This window comes from Streptomyces sp. HUAS TT11, assembly GCF_051553595.1.
Taxonomy (GTDB): domain Bacteria; phylum Actinomycetota; class Actinomycetes; order Streptomycetales; family Streptomycetaceae; genus Streptomyces.
Genome location: NZ_CP196184.1, coordinates 6,958,971 through 6,985,782 on the forward strand (window position 1 = coordinate 6,958,971; position 26,812 = coordinate 6,985,782).

27 protein-coding genes are annotated in these 26,812 nt (G+C 71.6%); 13 read left to right on the forward strand and 14 right to left on the reverse strand.

Features of this window, described 5'->3' with window-relative positions; translation table 11 throughout:
- Nucleotides 1–30: 30 nt before the first annotated feature.
- The 4 genes from ACSHXN_RS31090 to ACSHXN_RS31105 form a co-directional block, all read right to left on the reverse strand.
- Nucleotides 31–786: an SDR family oxidoreductase gene (locus ACSHXN_RS31090; protein ID WP_355130656.1), complete on the reverse strand. Its 756-nt coding sequence runs from the start codon at nt 784–786 to the stop codon at nt 31–33.
- Between the two features lie 260 nt (nt 787–1,046).
- Nucleotides 1,047–1,874 carry an SURF1 family cytochrome oxidase biogenesis protein gene (locus ACSHXN_RS31095; RefSeq protein ID WP_355130654.1) on the reverse strand — a complete coding sequence of 276 codons (828 nt, stop codon included), beginning with the start codon at nt 1,872–1,874 and terminating at the stop codon, nt 1,047–1,049.
- Nucleotides 1,875–1,923: 49 nt separating this feature from the next.
- A complete protein-coding gene (locus tag ACSHXN_RS31100) occupies nt 1,924–2,157 on the reverse strand; it encodes a hypothetical protein (RefSeq protein ID WP_079050429.1) in 234 nt (77 codons plus the stop codon).
- Between the two features lie 78 nt (nt 2,158–2,235).
- A complete protein-coding gene (locus tag ACSHXN_RS31105) occupies nt 2,236–3,252 on the reverse strand; it encodes a DEDDh family exonuclease (RefSeq protein ID WP_355130652.1) in 1,017 nt (338 codons plus the stop codon).
- A gap of 352 nt (nt 3,253–3,604) precedes the next feature.
- Here ACSHXN_RS31105 and ACSHXN_RS31110 point away from each other — a divergent pair, with 352 nt between their 5' ends.
- From ACSHXN_RS31110 to ACSHXN_RS31120, 3 genes are all read left to right on the forward strand, one after another.
- Complete coding sequence (locus ACSHXN_RS31110; protein WP_356110975.1) at nt 3,605–4,315, forward strand: VIT1/CCC1 transporter family protein; 711 nt, start codon at nt 3,605–3,607, stop codon at nt 4,313–4,315.
- A gap of 164 nt (nt 4,316–4,479) precedes the next feature.
- Nucleotides 4,480–5,379, forward strand: a complete 900-nt coding sequence (locus ACSHXN_RS31115) for a sterol desaturase family protein (RefSeq protein WP_355130648.1) — start codon at nt 4,480–4,482, stop codon at nt 5,377–5,379.
- 125 nt (nt 5,380–5,504) lie between these two features.
- Entirely contained in the window at nt 5,505–6,551 is a 1,047-nt protein-coding gene (locus tag ACSHXN_RS31120; protein ID WP_438304492.1) for a zinc-dependent alcohol dehydrogenase family protein, read from the forward strand.
- Here the strand turns inward: ACSHXN_RS31120 and ACSHXN_RS31125 are convergent, their stop codons facing one another.
- From ACSHXN_RS31125 to ACSHXN_RS31140, 4 genes are all read right to left on the reverse strand, one after another.
- Entirely contained in the window at nt 6,552–7,487 is a 936-nt protein-coding gene (locus tag ACSHXN_RS31125) for a CopD family protein (RefSeq protein ID WP_355130986.1), read from the reverse strand.
- 226 nt (nt 7,488–7,713) lie between these two features.
- Nucleotides 7,714–9,111: a CoA transferase gene (locus tag ACSHXN_RS31130; RefSeq protein WP_356296074.1), complete on the reverse strand. Its 1,398-nt coding sequence runs from the start codon at nt 9,109–9,111 to the stop codon at nt 7,714–7,716.
- 91 nt (nt 9,112–9,202) lie between these two features.
- Nucleotides 9,203–10,723 carry a S8 family peptidase gene (locus ACSHXN_RS31135; protein WP_355130642.1) on the reverse strand — a complete coding sequence of 507 codons (1,521 nt, stop codon included), beginning with the start codon at nt 10,721–10,723 and terminating at the stop codon, nt 9,203–9,205.
- Between the two features lie 71 nt (nt 10,724–10,794).
- Nucleotides 10,795–12,321 (reverse strand): S8 family serine peptidase, encoded by a 1,527-nt coding sequence (locus ACSHXN_RS31140; protein ID WP_438304496.1) that lies wholly within the window; start codon nt 12,319–12,321, stop codon nt 10,795–10,797.
- 302 nt (nt 12,322–12,623) lie between these two features.
- On the opposite strand from ACSHXN_RS31140, the gene ACSHXN_RS31145 reads away from it, so the two are divergent.
- The 3 genes from ACSHXN_RS31145 (at nt 12,624) to moaA (ending at nt 15,732) form a co-directional block, all read left to right on the forward strand.
- A complete protein-coding gene (locus tag ACSHXN_RS31145; protein WP_355130638.1) occupies nt 12,624–12,980 on the forward strand; it encodes a DUF485 domain-containing protein in 357 nt (118 codons plus the stop codon).
- Nucleotides 12,977–14,596, forward strand: coding sequence for a solute symporter family protein (locus tag ACSHXN_RS31150; protein WP_355130636.1), 1,620 nt, complete (start codon nt 12,977–12,979; stop codon nt 14,594–14,596). The genes ACSHXN_RS31145 and ACSHXN_RS31150 overlap by 4 nt, the downstream gene beginning before the upstream one ends.
- A 146-nt stretch (nt 14,597–14,742) precedes the next feature.
- On the forward strand, nt 14,743–15,732 hold the full coding sequence (moaA, locus tag ACSHXN_RS31155) for a GTP 3',8-cyclase MoaA (protein ID WP_355130634.1): 990 nt from the start codon (nt 14,743–14,745) through the stop codon (nt 15,730–15,732).
- 1 nt (nt 15,733) lies between these two features.
- On the opposite strand, the gene ACSHXN_RS31160 is transcribed toward moaA, so the two are convergent.
- Together ACSHXN_RS31160 and ACSHXN_RS31165 are read right to left on the reverse strand one after the other, a co-directional pair.
- Complete coding sequence (locus tag ACSHXN_RS31160) at nt 15,734–15,970, reverse strand: hypothetical protein (RefSeq protein WP_355130984.1); 237 nt, start codon at nt 15,968–15,970, stop codon at nt 15,734–15,736.
- Between the two features lie 217 nt (nt 15,971–16,187).
- On the reverse strand, nt 16,188–16,619 hold the full coding sequence (locus tag ACSHXN_RS31165; RefSeq protein ID WP_355130632.1) for a DUF3099 domain-containing protein: 432 nt from the start codon (nt 16,617–16,619) through the stop codon (nt 16,188–16,190).
- A 241-nt stretch (nt 16,620–16,860) separates the two neighbouring features.
- Between ACSHXN_RS31165 and ACSHXN_RS31170 the strand changes: the two genes are divergently transcribed.
- Complete coding sequence (locus tag ACSHXN_RS31170; protein ID WP_059128682.1) at nt 16,861–17,142, forward strand: GlsB/YeaQ/YmgE family stress response membrane protein; 282 nt, start codon at nt 16,861–16,863, stop codon at nt 17,140–17,142.
- A 64-nt stretch (nt 17,143–17,206) separates the two neighbouring features.
- Here ACSHXN_RS31170 and tyrS read toward each other — a convergent pair whose 3' ends face one another.
- The 3 genes from tyrS to ACSHXN_RS31185 are packed head-to-tail and all read right to left on the reverse strand — an operon-like array spanning nt 17,207 to nt 21,479.
- Entirely contained in the window at nt 17,207–18,475 is a 1,269-nt protein-coding gene (tyrS, locus tag ACSHXN_RS31175) for a tyrosine--tRNA ligase (protein WP_355130630.1), read from the reverse strand.
- Between the two features lie 56 nt (nt 18,476–18,531).
- A complete protein-coding gene (locus ACSHXN_RS31180) occupies nt 18,532–19,926 on the reverse strand; it encodes a TldD/PmbA family protein (protein ID WP_355130628.1) in 1,395 nt (464 codons plus the stop codon).
- Complete coding sequence (locus ACSHXN_RS31185; protein ID WP_438304499.1) at nt 19,923–21,479, reverse strand: TldD/PmbA family protein; 1,557 nt, start codon at nt 21,477–21,479, stop codon at nt 19,923–19,925. The genes ACSHXN_RS31180 and ACSHXN_RS31185 overlap by 4 nt, the downstream gene beginning before the upstream one ends.
- A gap of 268 nt (nt 21,480–21,747) precedes the next feature.
- Between ACSHXN_RS31185 and fabG the strand changes: the two genes are divergently transcribed.
- The 3 genes from fabG (at nt 21,748) to ACSHXN_RS31200 (ending at nt 23,797) form a co-directional block, all read left to right on the forward strand.
- Nucleotides 21,748–22,452: a 3-oxoacyl-[acyl-carrier-protein] reductase gene (fabG, locus tag ACSHXN_RS31190; protein ID WP_355130624.1), complete on the forward strand. Its 705-nt coding sequence runs from the start codon at nt 21,748–21,750 to the stop codon at nt 22,450–22,452.
- Nucleotides 22,453–22,457: 5 nt separating this feature from the next.
- Nucleotides 22,458–23,225 (forward strand): enoyl-ACP reductase FabI, encoded by a 768-nt coding sequence (fabI, locus tag ACSHXN_RS31195; RefSeq protein ID WP_311698175.1) that lies wholly within the window; start codon nt 22,458–22,460, stop codon nt 23,223–23,225.
- Between the two features lie 206 nt (nt 23,226–23,431).
- On the forward strand, nt 23,432–23,797 hold the full coding sequence (locus ACSHXN_RS31200; protein WP_355130622.1) for a hypothetical protein: 366 nt from the start codon (nt 23,432–23,434) through the stop codon (nt 23,795–23,797).
- 7 nt (nt 23,798–23,804) lie between these two features.
- On the opposite strand, the gene ACSHXN_RS31205 is transcribed toward ACSHXN_RS31200, so the two are convergent.
- The gene (locus ACSHXN_RS31205; RefSeq protein WP_355130620.1) at nt 23,805–24,494 is read right to left on the reverse strand and encodes a FadR/GntR family transcriptional regulator; all 690 of its coding nucleotides are present in this window, start codon (nt 24,492–24,494) and stop codon (nt 23,805–23,807) included.
- Between the two features lie 88 nt (nt 24,495–24,582).
- Here ACSHXN_RS31205 and ACSHXN_RS31210 point away from each other — a divergent pair, with 88 nt between their 5' ends.
- From ACSHXN_RS31210 to ACSHXN_RS31220, 3 genes are all read left to right on the forward strand, one after another.
- A complete protein-coding gene (locus tag ACSHXN_RS31210; RefSeq protein ID WP_438304503.1) occupies nt 24,583–25,980 on the forward strand; it encodes a CynX/NimT family MFS transporter in 1,398 nt (465 codons plus the stop codon).
- Nucleotides 25,981–25,984: 4 nt separating this feature from the next.
- Nucleotides 25,985–26,101 carry an SGM_5486 family transporter-associated protein gene (locus ACSHXN_RS31215; protein WP_107116635.1) on the forward strand — a complete coding sequence of 39 codons (117 nt, stop codon included), beginning with the start codon at nt 25,985–25,987 and terminating at the stop codon, nt 26,099–26,101.
- A gap of 341 nt (nt 26,102–26,442) precedes the next feature.
- Nucleotides 26,443–26,655, forward strand: a complete 213-nt coding sequence (locus ACSHXN_RS31220) for a hypothetical protein (RefSeq protein WP_355130616.1) — start codon at nt 26,443–26,445, stop codon at nt 26,653–26,655.
- Nucleotides 26,656–26,812: the final 157 nt, after the last annotated feature.

Sequence of the window (26,812 nt, forward strand, 5' to 3'; positions counted from 1 at the left end):
GCGGACGGGTCCGGGGACCCTGCCCATGGGTCAGAACCCGTGCAGGGCCCCGCCGTCCACCGGAACCATGATCCCGGTCAGATACGACGCCGCCGGTGAGAGCAGGAACGCGGCCGTGCGGCCGAACTCCTCCGGGGTGCCGTAGCGGCGCAGCGGGATGGAGGACTCGTTGGCCGCCCGGGCCGCGTCCGGATCGGCGGCGAGGGAGTCCAGCTCGCGCACCCGGTCCGTGTCGATACGGGCCGGGAGGAGCCCGACGGTGCGAATGCCGCGCGGGCCCAGATCGTTCGCGAGTGACTTGGCGAAGCCCGCGAGTCCGGGCCGCAGACCGTTGGAGATGGTCAGGCCCTGGATGGGCTCGTACACGGAGCCGGACAGGACGAAGCCGATGACGCCGCCCTCGGGCAGTTCCGCGGCGGCGGCGCGGGCCAGTCGTACCGCACCGAGGAAGACCGACTGGAAGGCGGCCGTCCACTGCTCGTCCGTGTTGTCGGCGAACCGGCCCGGCGGCGGGCCGCCGACGCTGATCAGGACGCCGTCGAAACCGCCGAAGTGCTCACGGGCCGTGGCGATCAGCCGGGCAGGCGCCCCGGAGTCGGAGTTGTCGACGGCCACGCCCACGGCGTTGGCACCCAGTTCGGCGGCGGCATCGGCGGTCCGCTTCTCGTCGCGGCCGGTGACGACCACCTTCGCCCCGTCGGCGACGAGTTCCCGCGCGGCCGCGTTGCCCAGCCCGCGAGTGGCGCCGGTGACGACGTACACACGGTCCTTCAGTCCAAGATCCATGGCCCCTATCCTGCCGTCTCGTCACCCGGGAGGGCGAGTGCGGTACCCGTGGGCCGTACCGGCCGGAGGACCGGAGGCGGTCCCAACGCCCGGCACCGGCGCCGCGGGACGAGCGCGTCGCCCAGCCCCGACGTCCGCGCCCGCCCCGCAGGTTGTCCGTCTTCCCTGTTTTGTGCGTCGCGCACATCCTTCCGTCGCCCGGACCGTGTTCCTCCGGCGGACGGTGGGCGCTCGGTCGGGCCGGTGGCGCCGGGTCGAGGTCAGCCCACCGCGGCGGGTGCCGGTTCCTCGTGCCGCTCCTCGGTTCGCCTCGCCCGCTCCCGGGCCTCACGGCGGACCAGGATCACCCAGCCGACGGGGACCGCCGCCGCGAACAGCCACCACTGGACCGCGTACGGCAGGTTGATGTCGCCGAGGCCGATCCAGCTGCTGTCCTCCTTGGGCGACGGGATCAGCTCGGGGCTGCCGCCCTTGGGGGCGGGGGAGGTCAGTTCGATGTAGCCGCCGAGCACGTCCTTGACGGAGCCGTCGCCACCGTCGCGCAGGAGCGTGCCGATCTGCCCGCTGTTGATCAGCATGATCTGGCGGTCCGGCAGCCCCTTGACGTTCTTGATGCCGCTCGCGGCCGTCGTCTCGTCCTGCATCAGCCGGCCGGTGACGGTGATCTCGCCCCCGGCGGGCGCGGGGATCTTCGGGAAGGCGGTCTGCGATCCGGGGGAGGGGATCCAGCCCCGGTTGACGAGCAGGGTCCTGCCGTTGTCCAGCAGGAACGGCGTCAGGACGTGGTAGCCGACCTGGTCGTCCGTGCTCGTACGGCGGCGCACCACCAGTTCGTGCGCCGTGTCGAAGCGGCCCTTCGCGGTCACCCGGCGGTAGAGGTCCTCGTGTCGGACCGTCCCGCCGACCGAGGTGAGGGACTCCGCGGACACGGGCTGCGCCGCCAGCGAGTCGTCGATCACCTTGTTCAGCGCCTGCCTGTGGTCATGGCGGTGAAGCTGCCAGACACCCAGCCTGATCATCGTCGGGATGAGCAGGAGGGCCACGAGGGTGAGGATCACCCACTGGCGGGTCAACAGGAAGCGGTACACCCCACGACCGTACAACTCGGTCGTGGGGTGCATTCAGGCGGGTACCGGCTCACACGTTGTCGACGATCCCCACCCTCCCCTCGGCGCGGGAGCAGTGGGCTCCGCAGTACCAGTGACCGTCGACCTCGACCCCCTGGCCGATGATCTGGACACGGCAGTGTTCGCAGATGGGCGCCATACGGTGGATGGCGCAGGAGAAGCAGTCGAAGACGTGCACCGCGCCCTGCGCGTGCACCTCGAAGGTCATTCCGTAGTCGTTGCCGCAAACTTCACATCTCGCCATGCGCCACAGCGTGTGCCGTCGCCGCCGCGCGGGCGAGCGGGCGCGAGGCGATTCGCCCGGCAATCACCCGTACGTCCGTCAGCGCCGCTCCGGCGCCGGGGACCCCGCTCTCCCCGCCGGTTGCGGGTCCGCGGGTTCCACGTCCCGCAGCAGCTGTCCGAAGGCGGCCTCGTCCACCACCGGCGTCCCGTACTGACGGGCCTTGACCGTCTTGGAGGTGCCCGAGTCGGGGTCGTTGGTGACGAGCAGACTGGTGAGCCGGGACAGGCTCGAGGCCACATGCAGTCCCGCCTCGACGGCCCGGTCCTCCAGCAGGTCCCGCTCGACCGAGGTGTCGCCGGAGAACGCCACCCGCATCCCCTGCTTGAGGCGTTTGCCGTCCTCGTAACGTCCCGGATTGGGATAGGGGCAGGCGGGGCGTTTGCGGGAGGGCCGCCATGTGCCGGGCCGGTAGCCCACGGAGGACTGCCTGCCGATCGTCGGGGAGGCGGACCACTCGGTGAGCGGGCGGCACTCCAGCAGCGGCAGCCGCACGCCGCCCCGCGCGGCGGCGTGCAGACTGGGCCGGAACGCCTCGGCCAGCACGCGCGCGTCGTCCAGCGCGTGGTGGGCCCGCTGCTGGACGACACCGAAGTGCGCTGCCAGCGTCTCCAGCTTGTGGTTGGCCAGCGGCAGGCCCAGCTCCTTGGAGAGCGCGATGGTGCACAGCCGCTGACGGACCGGCGCCTCGCGCTCGGCACGCGCGTACTCGCGGGCGATCATCGACCAGTCGAAGACCGCGTTGTGCGCGACGAGGACCCGGCCGGCGAGCCGGTCGGCGAACTCGTCCGCGATGTCCCCGAAGAGCGGCGCGCCGTCGAGCGCTTCGCTCGTCAGGCCGTGGATCCACACGGGGCCCGGGTCGCGCTCCGGGTTGACCAGGGTGTACCAGTGGTCCTCGACCCCGCCGCGTGCGTCCACCCGGTAGACGGCGGCCGAGATGATCCGGTCGTGCCGGGCCAGGCCGGTGGTCTCCACGTCCACGACCGCGTACCCCTCGGGATACGCGGCCGGCCAAGGGGCCGGGAACGCTGTGGTCGTACGGTCTTCGAGCATGGTCACTGAGGATACGGGGCGTGACCGACAGTCCCGAGCGCGCCCGCGTCCGGCAGCCGGTGCGCGCCGCGCCCGCCCGGGGGCGCGCACAACGCCGTGTGCCCCCGGGTGAGTTCGCCGGGCGTGCGTCGTCGTCCGTGCCCCGCCGTGTGCGTGGCGGGCACCTGCGCTCTCCGGGTGCGCACGAACACGGGCTCCGGCACGCCGTGTTCGCGGACCCTGCCGAGGGCGGCCCGGTGTCCGCGCGGGCCCTGGGACCCTGCCGCGGTCTCAGGCGGACGCGCCGAGCGGGGAGTTCCCGCGGGGAGGGTCGGTGCGGCACGGGCCGTGCCGGAGGTGCCATCCTCCCGGTGTGATGGAACCCACGCACGACGAGGCCCACGCGGGCGCCCTCGGCTCCCGCCTGAACTGGCTGCGGGCCGCGGTCCTCGGCGCGAACGACGGCATCGTCTCCACGGCGGGGCTCGTGGTCGGTGTGGCCGGCGCGACGACGGCCCGCTCGACCCTTCTGACGGCCGGTCTGGCCGGTTTGCTGGCCGGGTCGATGTCGATGGCGGCCGGCGAGTACGTATCGGTGTCGACCCAACGGGACTCGGAGAAGGCGGCGCTGGCCATGGAGAGGCGGGAGCTGCGCGAACAGCCGGAGGCCGAGCTGGAGGAGCTGACGGAACTGCTGGAGGACCGGGGTCTGTCCCGGGAGGTGGCCCGCGAGGCGGCGGTCCAGCTGACGGCGCGGGACGCGCTGCGCGCCCACGCCCGGGTGGAGCTCGGCATCGACCCCGACGCGCTCACCAACCCCTGGCACGCGGCGTCGGCGAGCTTCCTGGCGTTCACGGTGGGCGCGCTGCTGCCGCTGCTGGCGATCGTGCTTCCTCCCGCCGCCCTGCGGCTCTGGGTGACGGTGCTGTCCGTCCTCGCGGCCCTGGTCGTCACCGGCTGGGCCAGTGCCCGTCTGGGCGCGGCCGCGCCGGGGCGGGCCGTGCTGCGGAACGTGGTGGGCGGGGCGCTGGCGATGGGGGTCACCTATGCCGCCGGGACGCTGCTGGGGGCGGCGGGGGTGTGAGGGGGGCGAGCACATGACGCTCCGGACGCGAGGAAGCCGGCTTGCGCGATCCGCCCGTGCCGGGCCCGTGGCCGGCGGCACCGGCGGACGGTTTGCGCAGCCTCGGCGATACTTGTCGGTAACAACCCCTGGCCGTCGGCGGTGCGCGGTTCTACGGTGCACCCATGCCGAACCTGCCCGATGTCGTGCTGTGGTCGATACCCGCCTTCGTGCTGCTCACCGTGATCGAGATGGTGAGCGTACGCATCCATCCCGACGAGGACGCGGAAGGCTATGCCGCCAAGGACGCGGCGACCAGCGTCGGCATGGGACTCGGCAGTCTCTTCTTCGACTTCCTGTGGAAGACGCCGATCGTCGCGATCTACGCTGCGGTCTACGCGCTCACTCCGCTGCGTGTCCCCCTGCTGTGGTGGACCGTCCTCCTCATGCTCCTCGCGCAGGACTTCTTCTACTACTGGTCCCATCGCGGGCACCACGTCATCCGGATCCTGTGGGCCTGTCACGTCGTCCACCACTCGAGCCGGAAGTTCAACCTCAGCACCGCACTGCGCCAGCCCTGGACGTCCGTCACCTCCTGGCCCTTCTACCTGCCACTGATCGCGGCCGGTGTGCATCCGGCCGCGCTGGCGTTCTGCTCCTCGGTGAACCTGGTCTACCAGTTCTGGATCCACACCGAGCGGATCGACAGAATGCCCCGGTGGTTCGAGTTCGTGTTCAACACGCCGTCGCACCACCGGGTGCACCATGCCTCCCAGGGCGGTTACCTGGACCGCAACTTCGGCGGCATCCTGATCCTGTGGGACCGGATGTTCGGCTCGTTCGTCGCCGAGACCGAGCGGCCCGTGTACGGGCTGACGAAGAACATCGGCACCTACAACCCGCTGAAGGTCGCCACCCACGAGTACGCGGCCATCGCCAGGGACGTCAGAGCGGCGGGCAACTGGGCCGAGCGGGCCGGGCGGATGTTCCGCGGGCCGGGCTGGCAGCCGGCGGCCGCGGCGCCGCTCGCGGCGGCGCCGGCCGCCGAGGAGCCTGCCGCCCGAGAGCCCGCGGCGGGCTCCTGAACTGCGCAGACGGCTTCGGCCCTGGGCCCCTAGGCGAGAGGCGCGCCGACGGCGACGTACGGTGAGGTGTGCTCGACCACCCCCTGAGCACCCGTACGGACCGTTCGCAGGAGAAGGACCCTCACATGCGCGCCACCACCATCCACGCCCCCTTCGACATGCGGGTGGAGGACGTGCCCGACCCCGTCGTCCAGGTGCCCACCGACGCGGTCGTGCGGGTGGTGCAGGCCTGTATATGCGGCAGCGACCTGTGGGCGTACCGCGGTGAGTCGTCCCGGAAGCCCGGGCAGCGCATCGGGCACGAGTTCCTCGGCACGGTCGAGGAGACCGGCTCCGAGGTGACCGGCGTCCGGCGCGGCGACCTGGTCGTCGCGCCCTTCGTGTGGTCCGACGGCGTCTGCGACTACTGCCGCGAGGGGCTCACCACCTCCTGCGAGCACGGCGGCTTCTGGGGCTCGGTCGGCTCCGACGGCGGGCAGGGCGAGGCCGTGCGCGTGCCCTTCGCCGACGCCACCCTGGTCCGGCTGCCGAAGGAGGCGCTCTCCGACGGCCGTCTGCTGTCCGCGCTGCTGACGCTCTCCGACGTGCTGGGCACCGGTCACCACGCCGCCCTCGGTGCGGGAGTCCGCCCCGGCGCCACCGTCGCCGTGGTCGGTGACGGGGCCGTCGGACTGTGCGCCGTCCTGGCCGCCAAGCGGCTCGGCGCCGAGCGGATCATCGCCCTCGGACGCCATGAGGTCCGTACGGACATCGCGCGGCGCTTCGGGGCCACGGACGTCGTCGCGGAGCGTGGGGACGCGGCCGTCGAGGCCGTCCGCGAACTCACCCACGGCCAGGGCGCGCACGCCGTCGTCGAGGCCGTCGGCACCGAGCAGTCGATGCGCACCGCCGTGAACGTCACCCGGGACGGCGGCGCCATCGGTTTTGTCGGCGTCCCGCACGGCAGCAGCAGCGGACTCGACCTCGGCGTCATGTTCGACCGGAACATCGCCCTGCGCGGCGGCGTGGCCCCGGTGCGCACGTACATCCCGGAGCTGCTGCCCGACATCCTCGACGGCGCCATCGACCCCTCGCCGGTCTTCGACCGGAGGGTCGGCCTCGAGGGCGTGCCCGACGGTTACCGGGCGATGGACGAGCGCACGGCCCTCAAGGTGCTTGTCACCCACGGCTGATCAGGACCAGCGGATCGGCGACGGCAGCGCCGTCAGCAGCCCCGACACGGCGACGACCAGACCCAGCACCGCCACCTCGGCGCGGGCGGGGGCACAGGCGGCGAGCGGATCGGCGGCGCGCCGCAGCCGTATCCGCGCGGTCAGCGCGAGCAGGGCGACGACGGCCACGAGCAGCACCTTGGCGAGCAGGGTGCGGCCGTAGGCCGTCGTGGTCAGCTGGTCGAGGACCGTGTGCGCGGGCATGCGGCGCAGCGAGCTCCACAGCCCCGTGGCGGTGATCAGGGCCAGCAGCACGGCCGCCCCGCGCGCATACAGGCCCAGCAGCGCGCCACCCGCCCGGGGGGCCGTGCGCCAGTGCCGCACTGTGCGCAGGACGTGCAGCAGCCCGCCGGCCCACAGGGAGGCGCAGACAAGGTGCACGAGCGTCAGGGCCGAGCCGAGCGCGGGGGAGTGCTCCGTCGCGGGGTGGGCGCGCAGCGCCTCCGCGACGGCCACCGCGGCCGGCGGCAACAGCCGGCAGGCGGGACGGCGGGAGAGAGCGCAGAGTCCCGCCGCGAGGAACGCGTTGACCTCGAGAAGGGCCAGCGCGCCGTCCCGGGTGCGGTACAGCCCGCCCGGGTCGATCTCGGAGAGCCGGTGAGGGATCAGATTGCCGGTGGCCACGACGGAGGCGAGCACCAGCGCGGCGACGAAGCCCGCGCCCGCCGCACGGGGCGCCAGGCTGCGTGGAAGGTCCGTGACCGGTGCGCCCGGCACCCTGCGGACGAGCCGGGCCACGTAGAACTCGCCGGCGGGTATGCACAGCGCCGCGAACAGCACGGCACGTATCAGGCCGATGCCTCCGGCCCCCGGCGCGGCCGCCTCACCCGTGCCGTGCAGCGCGGCCGGGGCACCGAGGGAAGGGATCAGGGCGCCGGCCGTCACAAGGGCGAGCAGGGCGACGGCCCGGCGGGCGGAGGGGCCGCGGGACGGGGCGACCGCGGAGGGTGTGCGGGCTGCGTCCGCCGCATCGCCGTCCGTCCCGGCCGTGGATCCGCTCGAACTCACCTCACGATCTTCGCCAGTCACCACAGAACGGGCAACCACCCGAAAGCAACTGGGAGAGCGCCGTTCCGCCCCGGATGCGCATCACGCCACGGGTGGAGCGGACCCGGTGCGCGGATCAGCCCCCGTCGGCGACCGGAGCCCATCGCGCCGGATCACCGCCCCACCGTCCCGGTGGTCGTGCCCAGTCCACAGGTCCGCCCGCGAACCGGATCGGCGGCAGGGCGTACCGCAGCCGGCCCGGTGCGCCGGTGGTCTCGGCCAGCCAGGGGTCCGGGCCCTCGTACGGACCGTGTGCGGACCCGGCCCTCCGTGCGGTCCCGTCCGTCAGCCAGGCCGCCGTCCGGGCCAGCGCCAGCCGTACGACGCGGCTCCCGCCCTCCTCCGTCTGCTCGGTGAGGGACCTCAGCACCGCCGCGGCCAGCAGATACCCCGTGCCGTGGTCCAGGGCCTGGGCGGGCAACGCCCCGGGCCGTTCGCCCGCGCCCTCGGTCGCCGCGATCCCGGTGGCGACCTGGACCAGACTGTCGAAGCCCCGCCGCTCACCCCACGGCCCGTACGCGCCCCACGCGGACAACTGCGCCACCACGAGATCGGGCCGCCGCCCGGCCAGTTCCTCGGCGGCGAGCCCCCAGCGGTCCAGCGCCCCGGGCCGATAGCCCGTGACGACCACGTCCGCCGTCGCCAGCAACTCCTCGAGGGTCCGCCGGTCCACGGCCGTCGTCAGGTCGAGCGTGGCGGACCGCTTTCCGAAGTCCATGTCGGCGTGCTGGTCGGGAAGTTCGGGCAGCCGCGGGCTGTCGATCCGCAGTACGTCCGCGCCCAGCAGGGCCAGGGTGCGGGTGGCGACCGGGCCCGCGATGACCCGGGTGAGGTCCAGGACGCGGAGGCCCGCCGCCGGGCGCAGGGGTTCACCGGGCAGCGGCAGGAGCGGCCGGACGGGCGCCGTGCCGAGCCGTTCGCGCTCCACCAGAGGGTGCGCCGCGAGGGCGCGTCCCTGTCGGTGGACCGCCCATTCCTCGGGCGTGCGCAGCGCGACGGCGAGCCCTCCGGCCGCGTACACGCTCTCCTCCACCTCGACGGCCGAGCGCTCGCCGAGCGCGGCGGCCACGCTGTCCGCGGACGCCGCCGCCGTCAGGCCGAGGGCGACGAGCAGTCTCTCCCGGTGGTGGGGATAGTTCGCGTGTGTGCGCACCCAGCCGTCCGCGGTGCGCCAGAAACGGGAGAGCGGTGCGAAGGAGACCGGTTCCCGCCCGTCGATCCGCAGGTGCCGTTCGCTGTGGAAGGCGGTGGCGACCGCTCCGTCGTCGACCCGCACCTCGGGCACGGAGGGCAGTCCGGCCCGCCGTGCCCCCCACTCGGCGGCGGCCAGCGCACACACCCCGACACAGGCCCGTGCCACCTCCCGCACGGGCAGGCGCGAGGGCAGCCCCCCGTCCCGCACGACGGCCGAGACCTTCGGCACCAGCGCGGGGTCACCGCCCAGTGCCGCCCATGCCACGTCCATATCCGTCATGAGGGCACTATGCGCCGTGTACCGGATCAACATGAGGGGGAGGGGCCCGGCTCCGCCGGACCCCTCCCTGTGCGGCCTCACACCGGAACGGCTACCGGGTCACGGCCTTCAGCGCGTTGACGGTGCCCCACCCGTAGAACCCGTTGTGGTTCTTCGGGCCCTTGCACACCGCGTCGATCTTGCCGTCCGAGTCGATGTCGTACGGGTCCGTGCACGGCGTGGCGTCGGCCTCGGCGTACAGCAGCGCCTTGACGAGGGCGGCGGGTGCGTGCGGGTGTGTCGACTTGATGAGGGCGGCCACCCCCACGACGTGCGGGGTCGCCATCGACGTACCCGCCATGTAGCCCCACTTGCCACCGGGCAGCGGGCCGAGGATCAGACCGCTGGTGGCCGGCGGGGCGGGGGTCTGGTAGGCGGTGGAGTCGCCGCCGGGAGCTGCGACGTCGATGACGCCGAGGCCGTAGTTGGAGAACGACGACTTGATGCCCTTCGCGCCGGTCGCGGACACGGTGACCACGCCCGGCAGCTGGGTCGGGATGTCGAAGCACTTGCGCGGGTCGATCACCCGGTCGCCGGGCGTGCCGTCGTTCGGGGAGACCGGGTCGGTGATCGAGCGCGCGTCCAGGTCGTAGCTCTCGTTGCCGGCGGCAGCGACATTGACGGTGCCCTTGCGCTCCGCGTACTGCGAGGCGCGGGTGATGGCGTCGACGAGCGCCCTCTGGTCCGGGTCGCCGGTGCAGTTGAAGTACCAGGGGTCGGTGTAGTAGCTGTTGTTGGTGACGTCCACGTGGTGCTCGGCCGCCCAGACGAAACCGCAGACCACGGCCTCGGTGTAGAAGTAGCCGGCCGTCGTGGCGACCTTGATGCCGGCGACCTTCACGCCGGGCGCGACACCGGTGATGCCGACGCCGTTCTTGGCGCCGGCGATCTCACCGGCGACATGCGTGCCGTGCGGGCTCTCCGCCGCGCTCGGCCGCCAGGCTCCGTCGGCCGTGTCGGGCTTGCCGGACACGCAGTTGACCGAGGCGCCGCGGTCGAAGTTGGGTGCTATGTCCGGGTGGGTGTCGTCCACCCCCGTGTCGATGACGGCCACGGTGACGTCGCGGCTGCCGAGCGTCTTCTCGTGCGCCTTGTCCGCCTTGATGGCGGGCAGGTCCCACTGCAACGGCTCCAGCGGGTCCTGTCCGCCGGCCGCCCGGGCATCCGCCACCTCCTCGGCGGTGAGCACCTTGGGCGTTCCGACATCGGTGGTCGACTGCGCGGGAAGGGGCGCGTTGCGGGTGGCGCCAGCCGACTGCACTCCGGGCACCCTGCGCAGGGTCCTGGCGAAGTCGGGGTTCGAGGAGTGGACGACGATCACGCCGATCTTGTCGTACGCGACCACGATCGTGCCGCCCGCCTCGGCGACGGCCCGCTTCACATGCGACGAGACGCCGTGCCCGGGGCGGACGTTGACGACATAGCTGAGCGGGACGGCGTCGGCCGCCGTGGCTCTGGGGGCCGTCTCCGCGGCGGACGCGGTGACGTTGGGCAGGAAGGCGAGGGCGGTCGCCGTCGCCATCCCGAGGGGAAGGGCGACCAGACGGCGGGAGCGCTTCAGAGGTGCGGACATGATGTCTCCAATTCCGTTCGCGTTACGAGCGGTTCGATCCGGGCCGTGCGTCAACGGGCGGTTCCGACCGGCTACTTGACCGCACGCAGCGCGTTGACGATGCCGAAGCCGTAGAAGCCGTTCACACGCTTGCCGCCCACACAGGAAGCGTCCACGACCCCGTCGCCGTCACCGTCGTAGGGAGCCGTGGGGCAGCCGGGGTTGTCCGCCTGGGCCTTCAGCAGCGCCCGGAGCCGGGCGGGGCCGGCCCACGGGTGCGCGGACTTCAGCAGCGCCGCCACGCCGGCGACGTGCGGGGACGCCATGGAGGTGCCCTGCAGGAAGCCGTATTGGCCGTTCGGCATCGTGGACAGGATGCGGCCGTTCTTCGACGGCGTGTCCGGGATCCGGAACTTGTCGCCGCCCGGCGCCACGACATCGATCACGCCGTCGCCGTAGCTCGAGTAGTACGACTTGGCCTTGGTGACGCCGGTCGCGCCGACCGTCACGACGCCCGGCAACTGCGTCGGTACGTCGAAGCACGCGTGCGGGTCGACGGTGCGGGTGACCGCGGTCGAGTCGTCGGGACTGGAGGCGTCGACGAGGGCGTGGGAGTCGAGGTCGTCGTTGGAGTTGCCCGCCGAGGCGACGTTGAGGGTCCCCTTGCGCTGGGCGTACCGCTGGGCCCGGTCGACCGCGTCGACGATGGCCCGCTGGTCGGGGTCGTCCATGCAGTTGTACAGCCACGGGTCCACGTAGTAGCTGTTGTTCGTGACCTCCACGCCGTGGTCGGCGGCGAACACGAACGCGCAGACGACGCTCTCGGGGTAGAAGAGCTCGCTGACCGGGTCGGCGACCTTGATGGCGGAGACCCTGACGCCCGGGGCGACGCCGGCGACGCCGATCCCGTTGCGGGCCGCGGCGATCTCTCCGGCGACGTGGGTGCCGTGGTAGTGGTCCGGGTTCGCGGGGCGCCAGGCGCCGTAGGAGGTGTCCGCCTTGCCGCCGACGCAGTTCGCGGACTGCGACGCGGAGAAGTTCGGGGCGAGGTCGGGGTGGGTGTCGTCGACGCCCGTGTCGATGACGGCGACCGTGACGCTCCGGCTGCCCGGGTCGATCTTCGCGGCCCGGTCGGCGCCGATCGCGCGCAGGTCCCACTGGTCGGCCTCGAGGGGCTCACTCTCCCCCGCGGCGGCCGAGGCGCCCTCGGCCTTCGCCGCCTGGGCCTTCGTCAGATACTGCGCGGCGCCCTCGTCCGTCGTTCCCGAGGCCGTCAGCGGCGCGGTCCGGGTCGCGCCCGCGGACTGCACCCCGCGGACCGTGCGCAGGGCCTGTGCGAACGCCGGGTTCGAGGAGTGGACGACGATGACGCCGATCCTGTCGTACGTCACCACGACCCTGCCGCCGGCCGCAGCGATGGCCCGCTGAACCGCGGAGATCGTGTGACGGTCCGTCCTGGTGTTGACGACGTAGGCGAGTTCGGGGCCTGTGGCGGCCCGCACGGTGGTGGTGCGCGGGGCGGCCGACGCGGCACCCGGCAGGAAGCCCAGTGAGGCGGTGAGCGACAGCACGACCGGTACGGCGAGGGCGAGCCGGCGTCTGGAACGCAGATGAGCCATGGGGTCTCCACATCATCCGGAACGTGAACGTGCCGGGACACGGGTGGTGTCCGGCAGGTACATGACGGGTGGTGCAGTGGCGAAGCTATCCGCCGTCGCGGCTCGTCAGCAATGACTTCCGGCAACGAGGTACGAAAGAAGTAAAGAGAAGTTGAACCGGCCCACCCTGGGCGCCGTGAGCCTGTGCAGGGAGCTCCGGGACGATCGGCGCCCCCTGCCGGATCACGAGACGGAGCGCTACGGTCGCACTCGGTTATGTGATCCACATCACTGTGATCGCACCCGTAACGCGAGGAGACTCCGTGGCCACAGACGCACCTCCCCCCTCGAGGGCCGGACACGAACTGCCGTCCACCGAGGAGTTCAGGGCGGTCCAGGAAGGCGCCGAGTTCGGTGAACTGCGCCGCTCCCACCGCTCGTTCGCCTTCCCGCTGACCGTGGCGTTCATCGCCTGGTACCTGGTCTACGTCCTGCTGTCCAACTACGCGGGCGGATTCATGGGCACCAAGCTCTTCGGCAACATCAACGTCGCCCTGGTGCTCGGCCTCGCCCAGTTCCTCACCACGTTCCTGATCGCGTGGTGGTACTCGCGGCACGCCGCCGCCGAGCTCGACCCCAAGGCCGAGGCCATCAAGTCCCGGATGGAGCACGACGCATGAGCCCCACACTCGTCATGGCCGCCGGTGAGGCGAGCGAGCACCGGCCGCTGATCATCACCCTGTTCGCGGTGTTCGTCGCCGCGACCCTCGTCATCACCGTGTGGGCGGGCCGCCAGACCAAGAACGCCGTCGACTTCTACGCGGGCGGCCGCCAGTTCACCGCCTTCCAGAACGGCCTGGCCGTCTCCGGCGACTACATGTCCGCCGCGTCCTTCCTCGGCATCGCGGGCGCGATCGCCCTCGCCGGCTACGACGGCTTCCTGTACTCCATCGGGTTCCTGGTCGCCTGGCTGGTGGCCCTGCTCCTGGTCGCCGAGCCGCTGCGCAACTCCGGCCGCTACACCATGGGCGACGTACTGGCCTACCGCATGCGGCAGCGTCCGGTCCGCACCGCGGCCGGCACCTCCACGATCGTCGTGTCGATCTTCTATCTGCTGGCCCAGATGGCGGGCGCGGGCGTCCTGGTCTCGCTGCTGCTCGGCATCACCAGCGACGGCGGCAAGATCGGCATCGTCGCGCTCGTCGGCGTCCTGATGATCGTGTACGTCACCATCGGCGGCATGAAGGGCACCACCTGGGTGCAGATGGTCAAGGCGGTCCTGCTGATCGCGGGCGCCCTGCTGCTGACCTTCCTGGTGCTGCTGAAGTTCAACTTCAACCTCTCGGACCTGCTCGGCAAGGCCGCCAGCAACAGCGGCAAGGGCGCGGCCTTCCTGGAGCCCGGTCTCAAGTACGGTGCCACCGGCACGACCAAGCTCGACTTCATCTCCCTGGGCATCGCCCTGGTCCTCGGCACCGCCGGCCTGCCGCACATCCTGATCCGCTTCTACACCGTGCCCACCGCCAAGGCCGCCCGGAAGTCGGTGAACTGGGCGATCGGCCTCATCGGCGCCTTCTACCTGATGACGCTCGCCCTCGGCTTCGGAGCCGCGGCACTCATCAAGCCGGACGAGATCATCGCCTCCAACAAGGCGGGCAACACGGCCGCGCCCCTGCTCGCCCTGCATCTGGGCGGCGTCGACTCCAGCTGGGGCGCGATCCTGCTGGCCAGCATCTCCGCGGTCGCCTTCGCCACGATCCTCGCGGTCGTCGCGGGGCTGACTCTGGCCTCGTCCTCGTCGTTCGCGCACGACATCTACGCGAACGTCATCAAGAAGGGGCAGGCCGACGAGAAGCAGGAGTTGAACGCGGCGCGCTGGGCGACGGTCGGCATCGGCGCGGTGTCCATCGTCCTGGGCGCCCTCGCCCGCGATCTGAACGTGGCGGGACTGGTCGCCCTGGCCTTCGCCGTCGCCGCCTCCGCCAACCTTCCGACCATCCTCTACAGCCTGTTCTGGAAGCGCTTCACCACCAGCGGCGCGCTGTGGTCGATCTACGGCGGTCTGGTCACCGCCGTCGGGCTGGTGCTGTTCTCGCCGGTGGTGTCCGGCAAGGAGACGTCGATGTTCCCGGACGTGGACTTCCACTGGTTCCCGCTGGAGAACCCGGGCATCATCTCGATCCCGGTCGGCTTCCTGCTGGGCATTCTCGGCACGTACCTGTCGAAGGAGGAGCCGGACGCGGGCAAGTACGCGGAGTTGGAGGTCCGCTCCCTGACCGGCACCGGAGCGCACTGACCGCACCGTGATGACGGCCGCGTCGTAGGGATCCACGACGCGGCCGCGTCATGTCCGGTGAATCCGGTCGCTGCTGATGTCGGTGGGGTCACGTAGGCTCGCAGGAGACGAGAAGTGTGTGATCCGCGACGAGGGAGGGGGCTCACGTGCTCATCGACACCTACGGCCGGGTTGCCACCGATCTGCGGGTCTCGCTGACCGATCGGTGCAATCTGAGGTGCACGTACTGCATGCCCGAGGAGGGCCTTCAGTGGCTGGCCAAGCCCGATCTGCTCAGTGATGACGAGATCGTGCGCCTGATCGACATCGCGGTCACCTCCCTCGGCATCGAGGAGGTCCGCTTCACGGGTGGCGAGCCGCTGCTGCGCCCCGGGCTGGTCGGCATCGTGGAGAGGATCGCCGGGCTGGCCTCGCGCCCCCGGATGTCCCTCACCACGAACGGCATCGGCCTGAAGCGCACGGCCGCGGCGCTGAAGGCGGCGGGCCTCGACCGGGTGAACGTCTCACTGGACACCCTGCGCCCCGATGTCTTCAAGGCCCTCACGCGCCGGGACCGGCACAAGGACGTCATCGAGGGACTCCGGGCCGCCCATGAGGCGGGCCTGACCCCGGTCAAGGTCAACACCGTCCTGATGCCCGGGCTGAACCACGACGAGGCCCCGGACCTGCTGGCCTGGGCCGTCGAACACCGCTACGAACTGCGCTTCATCGAGCAGATGCCGTTGGACGCCCAGCACGGCTGGAAGCGCGAGGGCATGGTCACCGCGGCCGACATCCTGGATTCGCTCCGCACCCGCTTCGAACTGACCCCCGAGGGCGCCCGGGAGCGCGGTTCCGCCCCGGCCGAGCGCTGGATCGTGGACGGCGGCCCGCACCGTGTCGGTGTGATCGCCTCGGTCACGCGGCCGTTCTGCGCGGCCTGCGACCGCACCCGGCTGACGGCCGACGGCCAGATACGGACGTGCCTGTTCGCCACCGAGGAGACCGACCTGCGGGCGGCCCTGCGCTCCGGGGCCCCCGACGAGGAGATCGCCCGTATCTGGCGGCTGGCGATGTGGGGCAAGAAGGCCGGTTCCGGGCTGGACGACCCGTCGTTCCTGCAGCCCGAGCGGCCGATGTCCGCGATCGGCGGCTGACTCAGCCCGCGTGCGAGCCGGTGTCGTGGGACTCCCAGTCCTCCAGTCGCACCACGTCCTTCAGGAAACCGCGTACGCCGAGGAATTGCGACAGGTGCTCGCGGTGCTCGTCGCACGCGAGCCATGTCTTGCGGCGCTCGGGCGTGTGCAGCTTCGGGTTGTTCCAGGCGAGCACCCATACGGCGTCCGCACGGCAGCCCTTGGCGGAACACATGGGCGAATCGGGGTCAGGTCCCATCACACCCATGACCCTAGCGCGCCGGGAAAAGGCGACGCCGAGCAGCCACGGGGGGAGCTGCCCGGCGTCGGTCCGTCGCTCCGACGGGGGATGCGGAGCGCATAGGGAGTATGTCACGGGTCACCCGCCGCCCGGCACTGGAACTACATGATTGATCTGAGCTTTTCCTGAGCTTGGCAGGGGGTGCGATTCCGCCCGGGAAAGGCCCCGCAGCGGCTCAGGCCCGCTCGTGCGGCTCGCTTCGGACACCCGCCGTGAAGTCGGCCTTGACGTCCTCCTGGAGCGGGTCTGCGGCGCCGTGCTCTCGACCGGAATCCTCCGGTTGCGAGGTCTCCGCGTTCTGCGAGGGGGCGATCATCGGACGCATGGGCGCGCTGACGAACGTCGACGGGAGCGACGGTGCGTTCTCCCGGCCGGCGTTGGCGACGACGACGGCGATGTAGGGGAGGACGGCCCCCAGGATCAACGCGACGACGGCGACCGGCCTGGAGATGTTCCACAGCGTCGCGGCGAGGATCACCGACACCGTGCGCACGCTCATCGAGATGATGTAGCGACGCTGCCGGGCGCGTACGTCGTCCGCAAGACCCTGCCGGGCACCGGTGATCCGGAATACCTGGGCGTGACCGCCGTTGTTCAGCTTCCGCATGTTCCACCACCCGCCTGCCCCGGGCTCTCCCCGGCCCGTACCTGATCCGCCCCGGGCCAGCGGCCGAGTCCGGACACCGACAACGTTACGCCGCGGCTGCGTCGCCTTCGAGACCGGGGCGCCTGCTGTCCCGGTGACGGCGCTGCGCAGTACCGCGTACGGGGGTATCCGACATGCGCCGTACGGCGCACGGTCCGACACTGGGCGTAATGCTCACGTCGAGCCGTACGAGGAGGCAGCCATGGGCTGGTTGTGGGCGATCATCGTCGGATTTGTGCTGGGCCTGCTGGCCAAGCTCATCCTGCCGGGCAAACAGCACAGCCCGCTGTGGCTGACCACCCTCATGGGCCTGATCGGCGGCATCATCGGCAACGCGATCGCCCGGTCCATCGGTATCGCGGAGACCCGCGGTATCGACTGGGGCCGCCACGGTCTCCAGCTCGCCGCGGCGATCGTCCTCGTGTTCCTGGGCGAGATGGCGTACACCACGATGAAGGGCAGTCGGCACAGGGAGCGGGCATGACGGCCACGGGGGAGGGGGCGGTCCCGCCGGGACCGCCCCCTCCCCCGTGGCGTACGGGCGCGGATCAGGCGCCCGTGACCTCCACCGCGGCCAGGTTCTTCTTCCCGCGCCGCAGCACCAGCCAGCGGCCGTGCAGCAGGTCCTCCTCGGCGGGGACGGCGTCCTCGGCGGCGACCTTGACGTTGTTCACGTAGGCGCCGCCCTCCTTCACCGTGCGCCGCGCGGCCGACTTGCTGGCCACCAGCCCCACCTCGGCGAACAGGTCCACGACCGGCCCGAGCGCGGCGACCCGGACGTGCGGCAGCTCGGACAGCGCCGCGGCCAGCGTGCTGTCGTCGAGCTCGGCCAGCTCGCCCTGGCCGAACAGGGCCTTGGACGCGGCGATGACGGCATCCGTCTGATCGGCACCGTGCACCAGCGTGGTCAGCTCCTCGGCCAGCGCCCGCTGCGCGGCACGGGCCTGGGGACGCTCCAGGGTCTGCTGCTCCAGTTCCTCGATCTCGTCGTGGGACCTGAAGCTGAAGATGCGCAGGAACTTCGAGATGTCCCGGTCGTCGGCGTTCAGCCAGAACTGGTAGAAGGCGTACGGCGTGGTCAGCTCCGGGTCGAGCCAGACCGTGCCGGACTCCGTCTTGCCGAACTTGGTGCCGTCCGCCTTGGTGATGAGCGGCGTGGCCAGGGCGTGCACCGCGACATGCGGCTCCACCTTGTGGATCAGGTCCGCACCCGCGGTGAGGTTGCCCCACTGGTCGCTGCCGCCCGTCTGCAGCGTGCAGCCGTGGCGGCGGTACAGCTCCAGGAAGTCCATGCCCTGCAGGATCTGGTAGCTGAACTCCGTGTAGCTGATGCCCGCGTCCGAGTGCAGCCGCCGGGCGACGGCCTCCTTCGTGATCATCTTGTTGACCCGGAAGTGCTTGCCGATGTCCCGCAGGAAGTCGATGGCCGACAGGTTCTGCGTCCAGTCGAGGTTGTTCACCATGGTCGCGGCGTTCGGCCCGTCGAAGTCCAGGAACTTCTCGATCTGGCCGCGCAGCCGCGCCACCCAGCCGGCCACCACCGCGGGGTCGTTCAGCGTGCGCTCCGCGGTCGGCTTGGGGTCGCCGATCAGGCCCGTCGCACCCCCGACCAGGCCCAGCGGACGATTGCCCGCCTGCTGGATGCGGCGCATCGTCAGGATCTGCACGAGGTTGCCGAGGTGCAGGCTGGGCGCGGTCGGGTCGAAGCCGCAATAGAACGTGACGGGACCGTCCGCGAACGCCTTGCGCAATGCGTCCTCGTCCGTGGAGAGGGCGATCAGCCCGCGCCACTTCAGTTCGTCGACGATGTCCGTCACGGTTCTCGCGTCTCCTTGGATGATCCTCGGCGGTCGGGTGACAGCCGAATACGAGGTTATACGCCCTGACTGACTGAGCTCATGTTGAAATCGGGCACCCGCACCGGGGGCATCGCGGCGCGGGTGAACCAGTCGCTCCATTCCCGCGGCAGGGTCTTCTCCGTGCGCCCCGCCTCCGTCGCCCGGCCCAGCAGGTCGACCGGGGACTCGTTGAAACGGAAGTTGTTGACCTCGCCCACGACCTCGCCGTTCTCCACCAGGTACACGCCGTCCCGGGTCAGGCCGGTGAGCAGCAGCGTCGCCGGGTCCACCTCGCGGATGTACCACAGGCAGGTCAGCAGCAGCCCGCGCCCGGTGCCGGCGACCATCTCCTCCAGGGACCGGTCGGAGCCGCCGTCGAGGATCAGGTTCCCGATCGACGGTGTGACCGGAAGGCCGGTCAGGCCCGCGCTGTGCCGCGTGGCCGTCAGGTGCTTCAGCTCGCCGCCGCCGATCCACTCGGTGGCCTCGAGCGGCAGTCCGTTGTCGAACACCGATGCGTCGTCGCCTGAGGCGTGCGCGACGACGAAGGGCGCCGTCTCCAGGCCGGGCTCGTGCGGATCGCTGCGCAGTGTCAGCGGCAGCCGGGAGAGCCTCTCGCCGACGCGTGTGCCGCCACCGGTCCTGCTGAACACCGTGCGGCCCTCGGCCGCGTCCCGGGCCGCCGCCGACCACATCTGGTAGATCAGCAGGTCGGCGACCGCGGTCGGCGGCAGCAGTGTCTCGTACCGGCCCGCGGGCAGCTCGATCCTGCGCTCCGCCCACCCCAGTCGTCGGGCCAGCTCCGCGTCCATCGCCTCCGGGTCGACGTCCTTGAAGTCGCGGGTCGAGCGGCCGGCCCAGGCCGAGCGCGTACGGTCCGGGGACTTGGCGTTGAGCTCCAGGGTGCCGTTGGGCTGGTCGTGGCGCAGGCGCAGTCCGGCCGATGTGGCGAGGTAGGTGGAGACGAGCTCGTGGTTGGCGAAGCCGTACAGCTCACGGCCGCCGGCACGCGCGCGTGCGAACGACTCGCCCAGCGCCGGCGCGAAGTCGGTGAAGACGGCGGACGAGGTCTCGGCGGGCGCGTCCGTGAAGTCCGGGGACTCGGGCACCCCCGTCACCAGCGCAGTCGCGTCCTCCGCCGGTCCGGCGCCGCGGGCGGCGGCCTCCGCGGCCCGTACCAGGGACTCCAGCTCGCCCGCGGTGACGGCGGAACGGGAGACGACACCGGACGCGGTGCCCTCCTTGCCGTCGACGGTCGCGATGACGGTGAGGGTGCGTCCGCGGGTCACCCCGTTCGTGGTGAGCGCGTTGCCCGCCCAGCGCAGATTGGCGGTGGAGTGCTCGTCGGCGATGACGACGCACCCGTCCGCGCGGGACAGCTCGAGGGCGCGCTCGACGATCTCGTGCGGCTTGTCGGTACGGGCGGTCATCGTCCGGCCTCCTGCGTGGTGTTCAGAATGTTGACGCCCTTGAAGAGCGCCGACGGGCAGCCGTGCGAGACGGCCGCGACCTGGCCGGGCTGGGCCTTGCCGCAGTTGAAGGCGCCGCCGAGGACATAGGTCTGCGGACCGCCGACGGCCGTCATGGAACCCCAGAAGTCGGTGGTCGTCGCCTGGTAGGCGACATCGCGCAGCTGACCCGTGATGCGCCCGTTCTCGATCTTGAAGAATCGCTGACCGGTGAACTGGAAGTTGTAGCGCTGCATGTCGATGGACCAGGAACGGTCCCCGACGACGTAGATGCCGCGGTCCACGCCGCCGATCAGATCCTCGGTGGACAGCCCGCCCGGATCCGGCTGGAGCGAGACGTTGGCCATGCGCTGCACCGGCACGTGGCCGGGCGAGTCGGCGTACGCGCAGCCGTTGGACCGCTCGAACCCGGTCAGCCTGGCGATGCGGCGGTCCAGCTGGTAACCCACCAGCGTCCCGTCCTTGACCAGGTCCCAGGACTGCCCCTCGACACCCTCGTCGTCGTATCCGATCGTCGCGAGGCCGTGCTCCGCGGTGCGGTCACCGGTGACGTTCATCAGCTCGGAGCCGTACCTGAGCTTGCCCAGCTTGTCGAACGTGGCGAAGGAGGTGCCCGCGTAGGCGGCCTCGTACCCGAGCGCCCGGTCCAGCTCGGTGGCGTGCCCGACGGACTCGTGAATGGTCAGCCACAGGTTGGACGGGTCGACCACCAGGTCGTACACACCCGCCTCGACGCTCGGCGCACGCATCTTCTCGGCCAGCAGCTCGGGGATCCGCTCCAGTTCCGAGCCCCAGTCCCAGCCGGTGCCCGTCAGGTACTCCCAGCCGCGGCCGACCGGCGGCGCGAGGGTGCGCATGGAGTCGAACTCGCCGGTCGACTCGTCGACCGCGACCGCGGTGAGCTGCGGATGAAGTCGCACGCGCTGCTGTGTGGTCACGGTCCCGGCGGTATCGGCGTAGAACTTGTTCTCATGGACGGTCAGCAGCGAGGCGTCCACGTGGCTGACCCCGTCGGCCGCCAGCAGGCGTGCGCTGAAGTCCGTCAGCAGCCCGGTCTTCTCCTCGTCGGGCACGGTGAAGGGGTCGATCTCGTACGACGAGACCCATGTCTTCTCGGCGTGCACGGGTTCGGCGGCCAGCTCCACCTTCCCCCACTGCCCGAAAGGCGTGGCCGGTGCCCCCGTGCCGGACCCCGCCGCCCTGATCACCTGAGCCGACAGCTTCGCCATCGCCACCGCCTGGGAGGCGACCTTGGCGGCGGCGTCCTGCGTCAGATCGACACCCGAGGCGAAGCCCCAGGTCCCGCCGTGCACGACCCGTACCGCGTAGCCCAGGTCCGTGGTGTCCGACGACCCGGAGGGCTTGCCGTCCCGCAACCGCCACGCGGCGCTGCGCACCCGCTCGAACCGGAAGTCCGCGTGCTCGGCCCCGAGCGAGCGCGCACGCGCCAGCGCGGCGTCGGCCAGGGCCCGCAGCGGCAGTGCCGTGAAGGCTTCGTCGATGGAATGAGGCACCGAGGTCTCCCTGCTGTCGTGGCCTGTCGGTCCGATCATGTCGCGCGAGCGGGCGCCCGGACCACACTTTTCCGCCGCGCGGCCGGACCTTTGCGGCCGGCGAACGGTCCCGGGCGGATCCGCCGCCCCGCTTCTGTAGGGATCCGACAGCGACTCCCGTACGTCACTGTCGGTGCCCACTTCTCCGCACGGCGGCCCGGCCAGATAGGTTTTCGACGAAGGCGCATGTCTTTCAGGGGTTACAGACCGCTATCGAAAGGGTGATCCGTTGAGCCGCTCGGTTCTCGTCACTGGAGGCAACCGGGGCATCGGCCTCGCCATCGCCCGCGCGTTCGCCGACGCCGGCGACAAGGTCGCGATCACATACCGCTCGGGTGAGCCGCCGGCCGGCTTCCTGGCGGTCAGGTGCGACATCACCGACACCGAGCAGGTGGAGCAGGCCTACAAGGAGATCGAGGCCGAGCACGGCCCGGTCGAGGTCCTCGTCGCCAACGCCGGTGTCACCAGGGACCAGCTTCTGATGCGCATGTCGGAGGAGGACTTCACCTCCGTTCTCGACACCAACCTCACCGGCACCTTCCGTGTCGTCAAGCGCGCCAACCGCGCCATGCTGCGGGCCAAGAAGGGCCGCGTGGTGCTCATCTCGTCGGTCGTGGGGCTGCTCGGCTCCGCAGGGCAGGCGAACTACGCCGCCTCCAAGGCCGGCCTGGTCGGATTCGCCCGTTCCCTCGCCCGTGAACTGGGCTCGCGCAACATCACCTTCAACGTCGTCGCTCCCGGCTTCGTCGACACGGACATGACCAAGGTGCTCACCGACGAGCAGCGCCAGAACATCGTGTCGCAGGTGCCGCTCGGCCGGTACGCGAAGCCGGAGGAGATCGCCGCGACGGTGCGGTTCCTCGCCTCCGACGACGCCTCGTACATCACTGGAGCCGTCATCCCCGTTGACGGCGGACTGGGAATGGGTCACTGATCACCATGAGCGGAATTCTCGAGGGCAAGCGCGTCCTGATCTCCGGTGTGCTGATGGAGTCCTCCATCGCCTTCCACGCCGCCAAGCTGGCCCAGGAGCAGGGTGCCGAGATCATCCTGACCGCCTTCCCGCGGCCCACGCTGACCGAGCGCATCGCCAAGAAGCTTCCGAAGCCCACCAAGGTCATCGAGCTCGACGTCACCAACGACGAGCACCTCGGGCGCCTGGCCGACATCGTCGGCGAGGAGCTGGGCGGTCTCGACGGCGTCGTGCACTCCATCGGCTTCGCCCCGCAGGACGCCCTCGGCGGCAACTTCCTGAACACGCCGTTCGAGTCCGTGGCCACCGCCATGCACGTCTCGGCGTACTCCCTGAAGTCGCTGACCATGGCCTGCCTGCCGCTGATGCAGAACGGCGGCTCGGTCGTCGGCCTCACCTTCGACGCGCAGTTCGCCTGGCCGCAGTACGACTGGATGGGCCCGGCCAAGGCCGCCCTGGAAGCCACCAGCCGCTACATCGCGCGTGACCTGGGCAAGCAGAACATCCGCTGCAACCTGATCTCCGCGGGCCCGCTCGGCTCCATGGCCGCCAAGTCCATCCCGGGCTTCGGCGAACTGGCCTCCGTGTGGGACAACCGCTCTCCGCTGGAGTGGGACCTGAAGGACCCGGAGCCGGCCGGCCGGGGCATCGTCGCCCTGCTGAGCGACTGGTTCCCGAAGACCACCGGCGAGATCATCCACGTGGACGGCGGTCTGCACGCCATCGGCGCCTGAGCCTTCGAGAGGCCGCAGGGGCGGGCGCGCAGGCGCTCGCCCACCGCGACAGGTCTCCCGGCGTACCGGGCCGACGCCCCGCCCCCCGCAACCGCGGGGGCGGGGCGTCGCCCGTTCGGAGCAACTGACAGGGACCCGCGGGCCGTGCAGCACGCACGCTGGGAGTACGCACCGCCCCGCAGCCGAACGGCCCAGGAGGTCCCCTTGTGCGTCTGTCCCGCCGCTCCGCTCCGGCCTTCCTCGCCCTCGCGCTGCTGACGGTTCTGCCGTACGACTCCCTGCCGCGGGCCGGTGTGGTGCAGGCGCACGGGGATGCGACCACCGGGAAGAGCACCGACCCGCAGCCGTTCGGTGCCGAGTGCCGTGTCGGCGTCGCCGGCTCCGACGTCGTGGCCTACTGCCACAACCCCTTTCCCGACACCGATCGCGTCAGTCTGCACATCGAGTGCGCCCAATGGTGGGACATCGACACCGACACCGCCCCGGTGGAGGCCGGGCCCGCGCTGACGGTACGGCTGAGCGGACGCTGCTGGGAGAACGTGCGCTCGGCGTGGGTCGGGCACGCCCGGTGAGCGGCGGTCAGCGGGCGGCAGGCCTCGGGCGCCCCGGACGGCACACGAACGGATAGCTCGCGGCCTGTGACGCGGCCGTGGTGGCGTCACCCGCCCGGACGGCGTCCACCAGGAGTGTGTGGTCCATGTAGGTCTCCGGCGTCAGCTCCTCGCCGACGTCGTCGCGCAGCCAGTCCCGCAGCACCTCGACGAGATCCGCGTACATCGCCGTCATCACGTCGTTGTGGGACGCGGCCACCACCGCCATGTGGAAGGTGGCGTCGGCGGTCACGAACGCCTCCGTGTCCCCCGACTCCCAGGCCTCCCGGCGGCGTACGAGGAGGGCGTCGAGTTGCTTGAGGTCGCGTTCGGTGCGCCGCTCCGCGGCCAGTTTCGCGGCTCCCGACTCCAGGGTGGAGCGCAGTTCGGCGATATGGCCCGGGTCGGCGTCGGCGAACCGCCGGTGCATCACGCCTGCCAGTTCGCTGGTCGCCACCACATAGGTGCCCGACCCCTGGCGGATGTCCAGCAGTCCGTTGTGCGCCAGTGCGCGGACCGCCTCGCGCACCGTGTTGCGGGCGACCCCGAGCTGCTCGACCAGTTCGGGCTCGGTGGGGATGCGGGAGCCCACCGGCCATTCCCCCGAGGTGATCTGGTTCCGCAGCGCGGCGATGACCTGCTCGGCCAGCGCGGATCGGCGGGGGTGGCTCAGCGGCATGACGGTCCTTCGTGCGGGCCTGGTGGCGAGGCCGGAGGATCCGGAGCGTAACGCAGCGCAAGTGGACAGCCAATCATCCCATCATTCTATGATGTCCCCCATGGCTAGTGAGCAGACCGGAACGACGACGCCCGCACCGACGCGCGGCCCGGCCCGAACGGCGACGGGAACCACGAAGGCGGCGGGCGGGAGCGGGCCTTCCGCCCCGCGGGCGTGGAGGACGCGCATCCTGGTCGTCGGCATCGTGCTCACCGCGCTCAACCTGCGGCCGGCCATCACCAGCCTCGGCGCCCTCCTGGAGGAGGTGCGCGACGGTCTCGGCATGAGCGGCGGCGTGGCGGGACTGCTCACCTCCGTGCCCCCGCTCTGCTTCGGCGTCTTCGGCATCATGGCGCCGCGGCTCGCCCGCCGCTTCGGACCGGGTGCCGTGGTCTGCGCCGGAATGGCCGCGATCACCGCGGGGCTGCTCCTGCGTCCCTACGTCGGCGGCACGGCCGGCTTCCTGGTCGGCAGCGCGCTCGCCCTGATGGGCATCGCGGTCAGCAACGTTCTGATGCCTGTGATCGTCAAGCGCTGGTTCCCCGACCGGGTGGGCTCCATGACCGGCCTGTACTCCATGGCGCTCGCCCTTGGCACCGCCGCGGCGGCGGCGGTCACCGTGCCCCTGACGGACGCGCTGGGCGGCAGGTGGCGAACGGGGCTCGCGGTGTGGGCGGTGCTCTCGGCCGTCGCGGTCCTGCCGTGGATCGCCTTCGTGCGGGCAGCGGGCACCGCTCCGGCGGACGGTGCCGCTCCCGACACCGGGTCCGGCCGGGGCGAGCCCGACGACGGACTGCGGATCATCCGCAGCCGGACCGCGTGGGCGCTGGCCGTCTTCTTCGGGCTCCAGGCGACGGCCGCCTACATCACGATGGGCTGGATGGCCCAGATCTTCCGCGACGCCGGAGTGGCCGCGGGTACGGCCGGTGTGCTCCTCGCCGTCACGATGGTGATGGGTGTGCCGCTCGCCTTCGTCATTCCGCGGCTGGCGTCGCGGCTGCCGCACCAGGGCCCGATCGTGATCGCCCTGGGCGTGTGCGGTCTCGCCGGATACGCCGGCCTGTACTGGGCCCCGGCGGGCGGCGCGTGGGTGTGGGCCGTGCTGCTGGGCGTCTCCAACTGCGCCTTCCCGCTGGCGCTGACCATGGTGGGCATGCGCGCCCGCACGAGTGCCGGGGTGGCCGAGCTGTCGGCCTTCGCGCAGAGCACCGGGTATCTGCTGTCGATCCCCGGACCGCTGCTGGTCGGAGTGCTCTACCAGAGCAGCGGCGGCTGGGGCCTGCCGCTCGCGCTCATGGCCGGGCTGATGGTGCCGCAGATCGTGGTGGGGGTCCTGGCGGGCCGCAACGGCACGGTGGAGGACGAGATGGCGGGCCGCCGGGCCGGTGGAACCGCGGGGCGGCGCCGACCCCGCGGGAACCCCGGTGGCGGGGAAGTGCGAGACTGACCGCATGCCCGTGCTCGACCCGAACCCCAAGAACGGCCAGAAGAAGATGCTGCTCGTCTTCGGCACGTTCTTCGCCATCTTCGTGATCATCGCCGTCATCGCGACGATCGCATCGCCCTGACCGACGGCGCCTGAGGTGTCCGGGCGCCGGTCCGACGGCGCCGAGGGCCCCGAGTCGCACCGCGCAAGGTGCCGGCCGTGCGGCCGACCGCGACGGACGGGTGCCCGGTCCCCGTGCGCCCCGCCGCGCGGCCGTGTTTCACACCGCTCAGCCGGGTCCGGGGCAACGGCCCGGTCCCGGCGCCGGGGGTGGGGGTGGGGCTGGCCCCACCATCCCCTAGGGGGCCAGTGTCAGGGGCAAGTGGGTGGATCACCGGATGGGTTGAGGGCCGATGAGTCCCTACCTTCGAAGTGTGGCCGCGAGGGGCGGACCACGGGACCCGAAGACCCACGGAGGCAGGCATGTCGGCCCCTACGCACTCCCGGCCCGGCCCGGCGACCACGGGCGGCGTCGACATCAGGCTGCCCTGGTGGGCCCTCGCACTGCCCACGCTGGCCTTCATCGTCCTGCTGGCGCTGATCCTCAATCCGTCGGACACGAGCGGCGGCGGCGACCCCGCCCTCGGGCACCTCGTGGAGCGCGTCCAGCACAGCGTGGCGCACCACGCGTCGTGACGGCGCCCCACCGGGGAACACCGGCACCGCCCGCCCGCCGGTGCCGGTGTCGTCCTGCCAGGTGGGCGCGGCCGGGCGACCGAATCGGCCACCCGGACGCGGGCGCGCGGTGGGCGCCGTCAACTCCCTGCGCTCCCTGGCCTGTTTCATGCGAAGC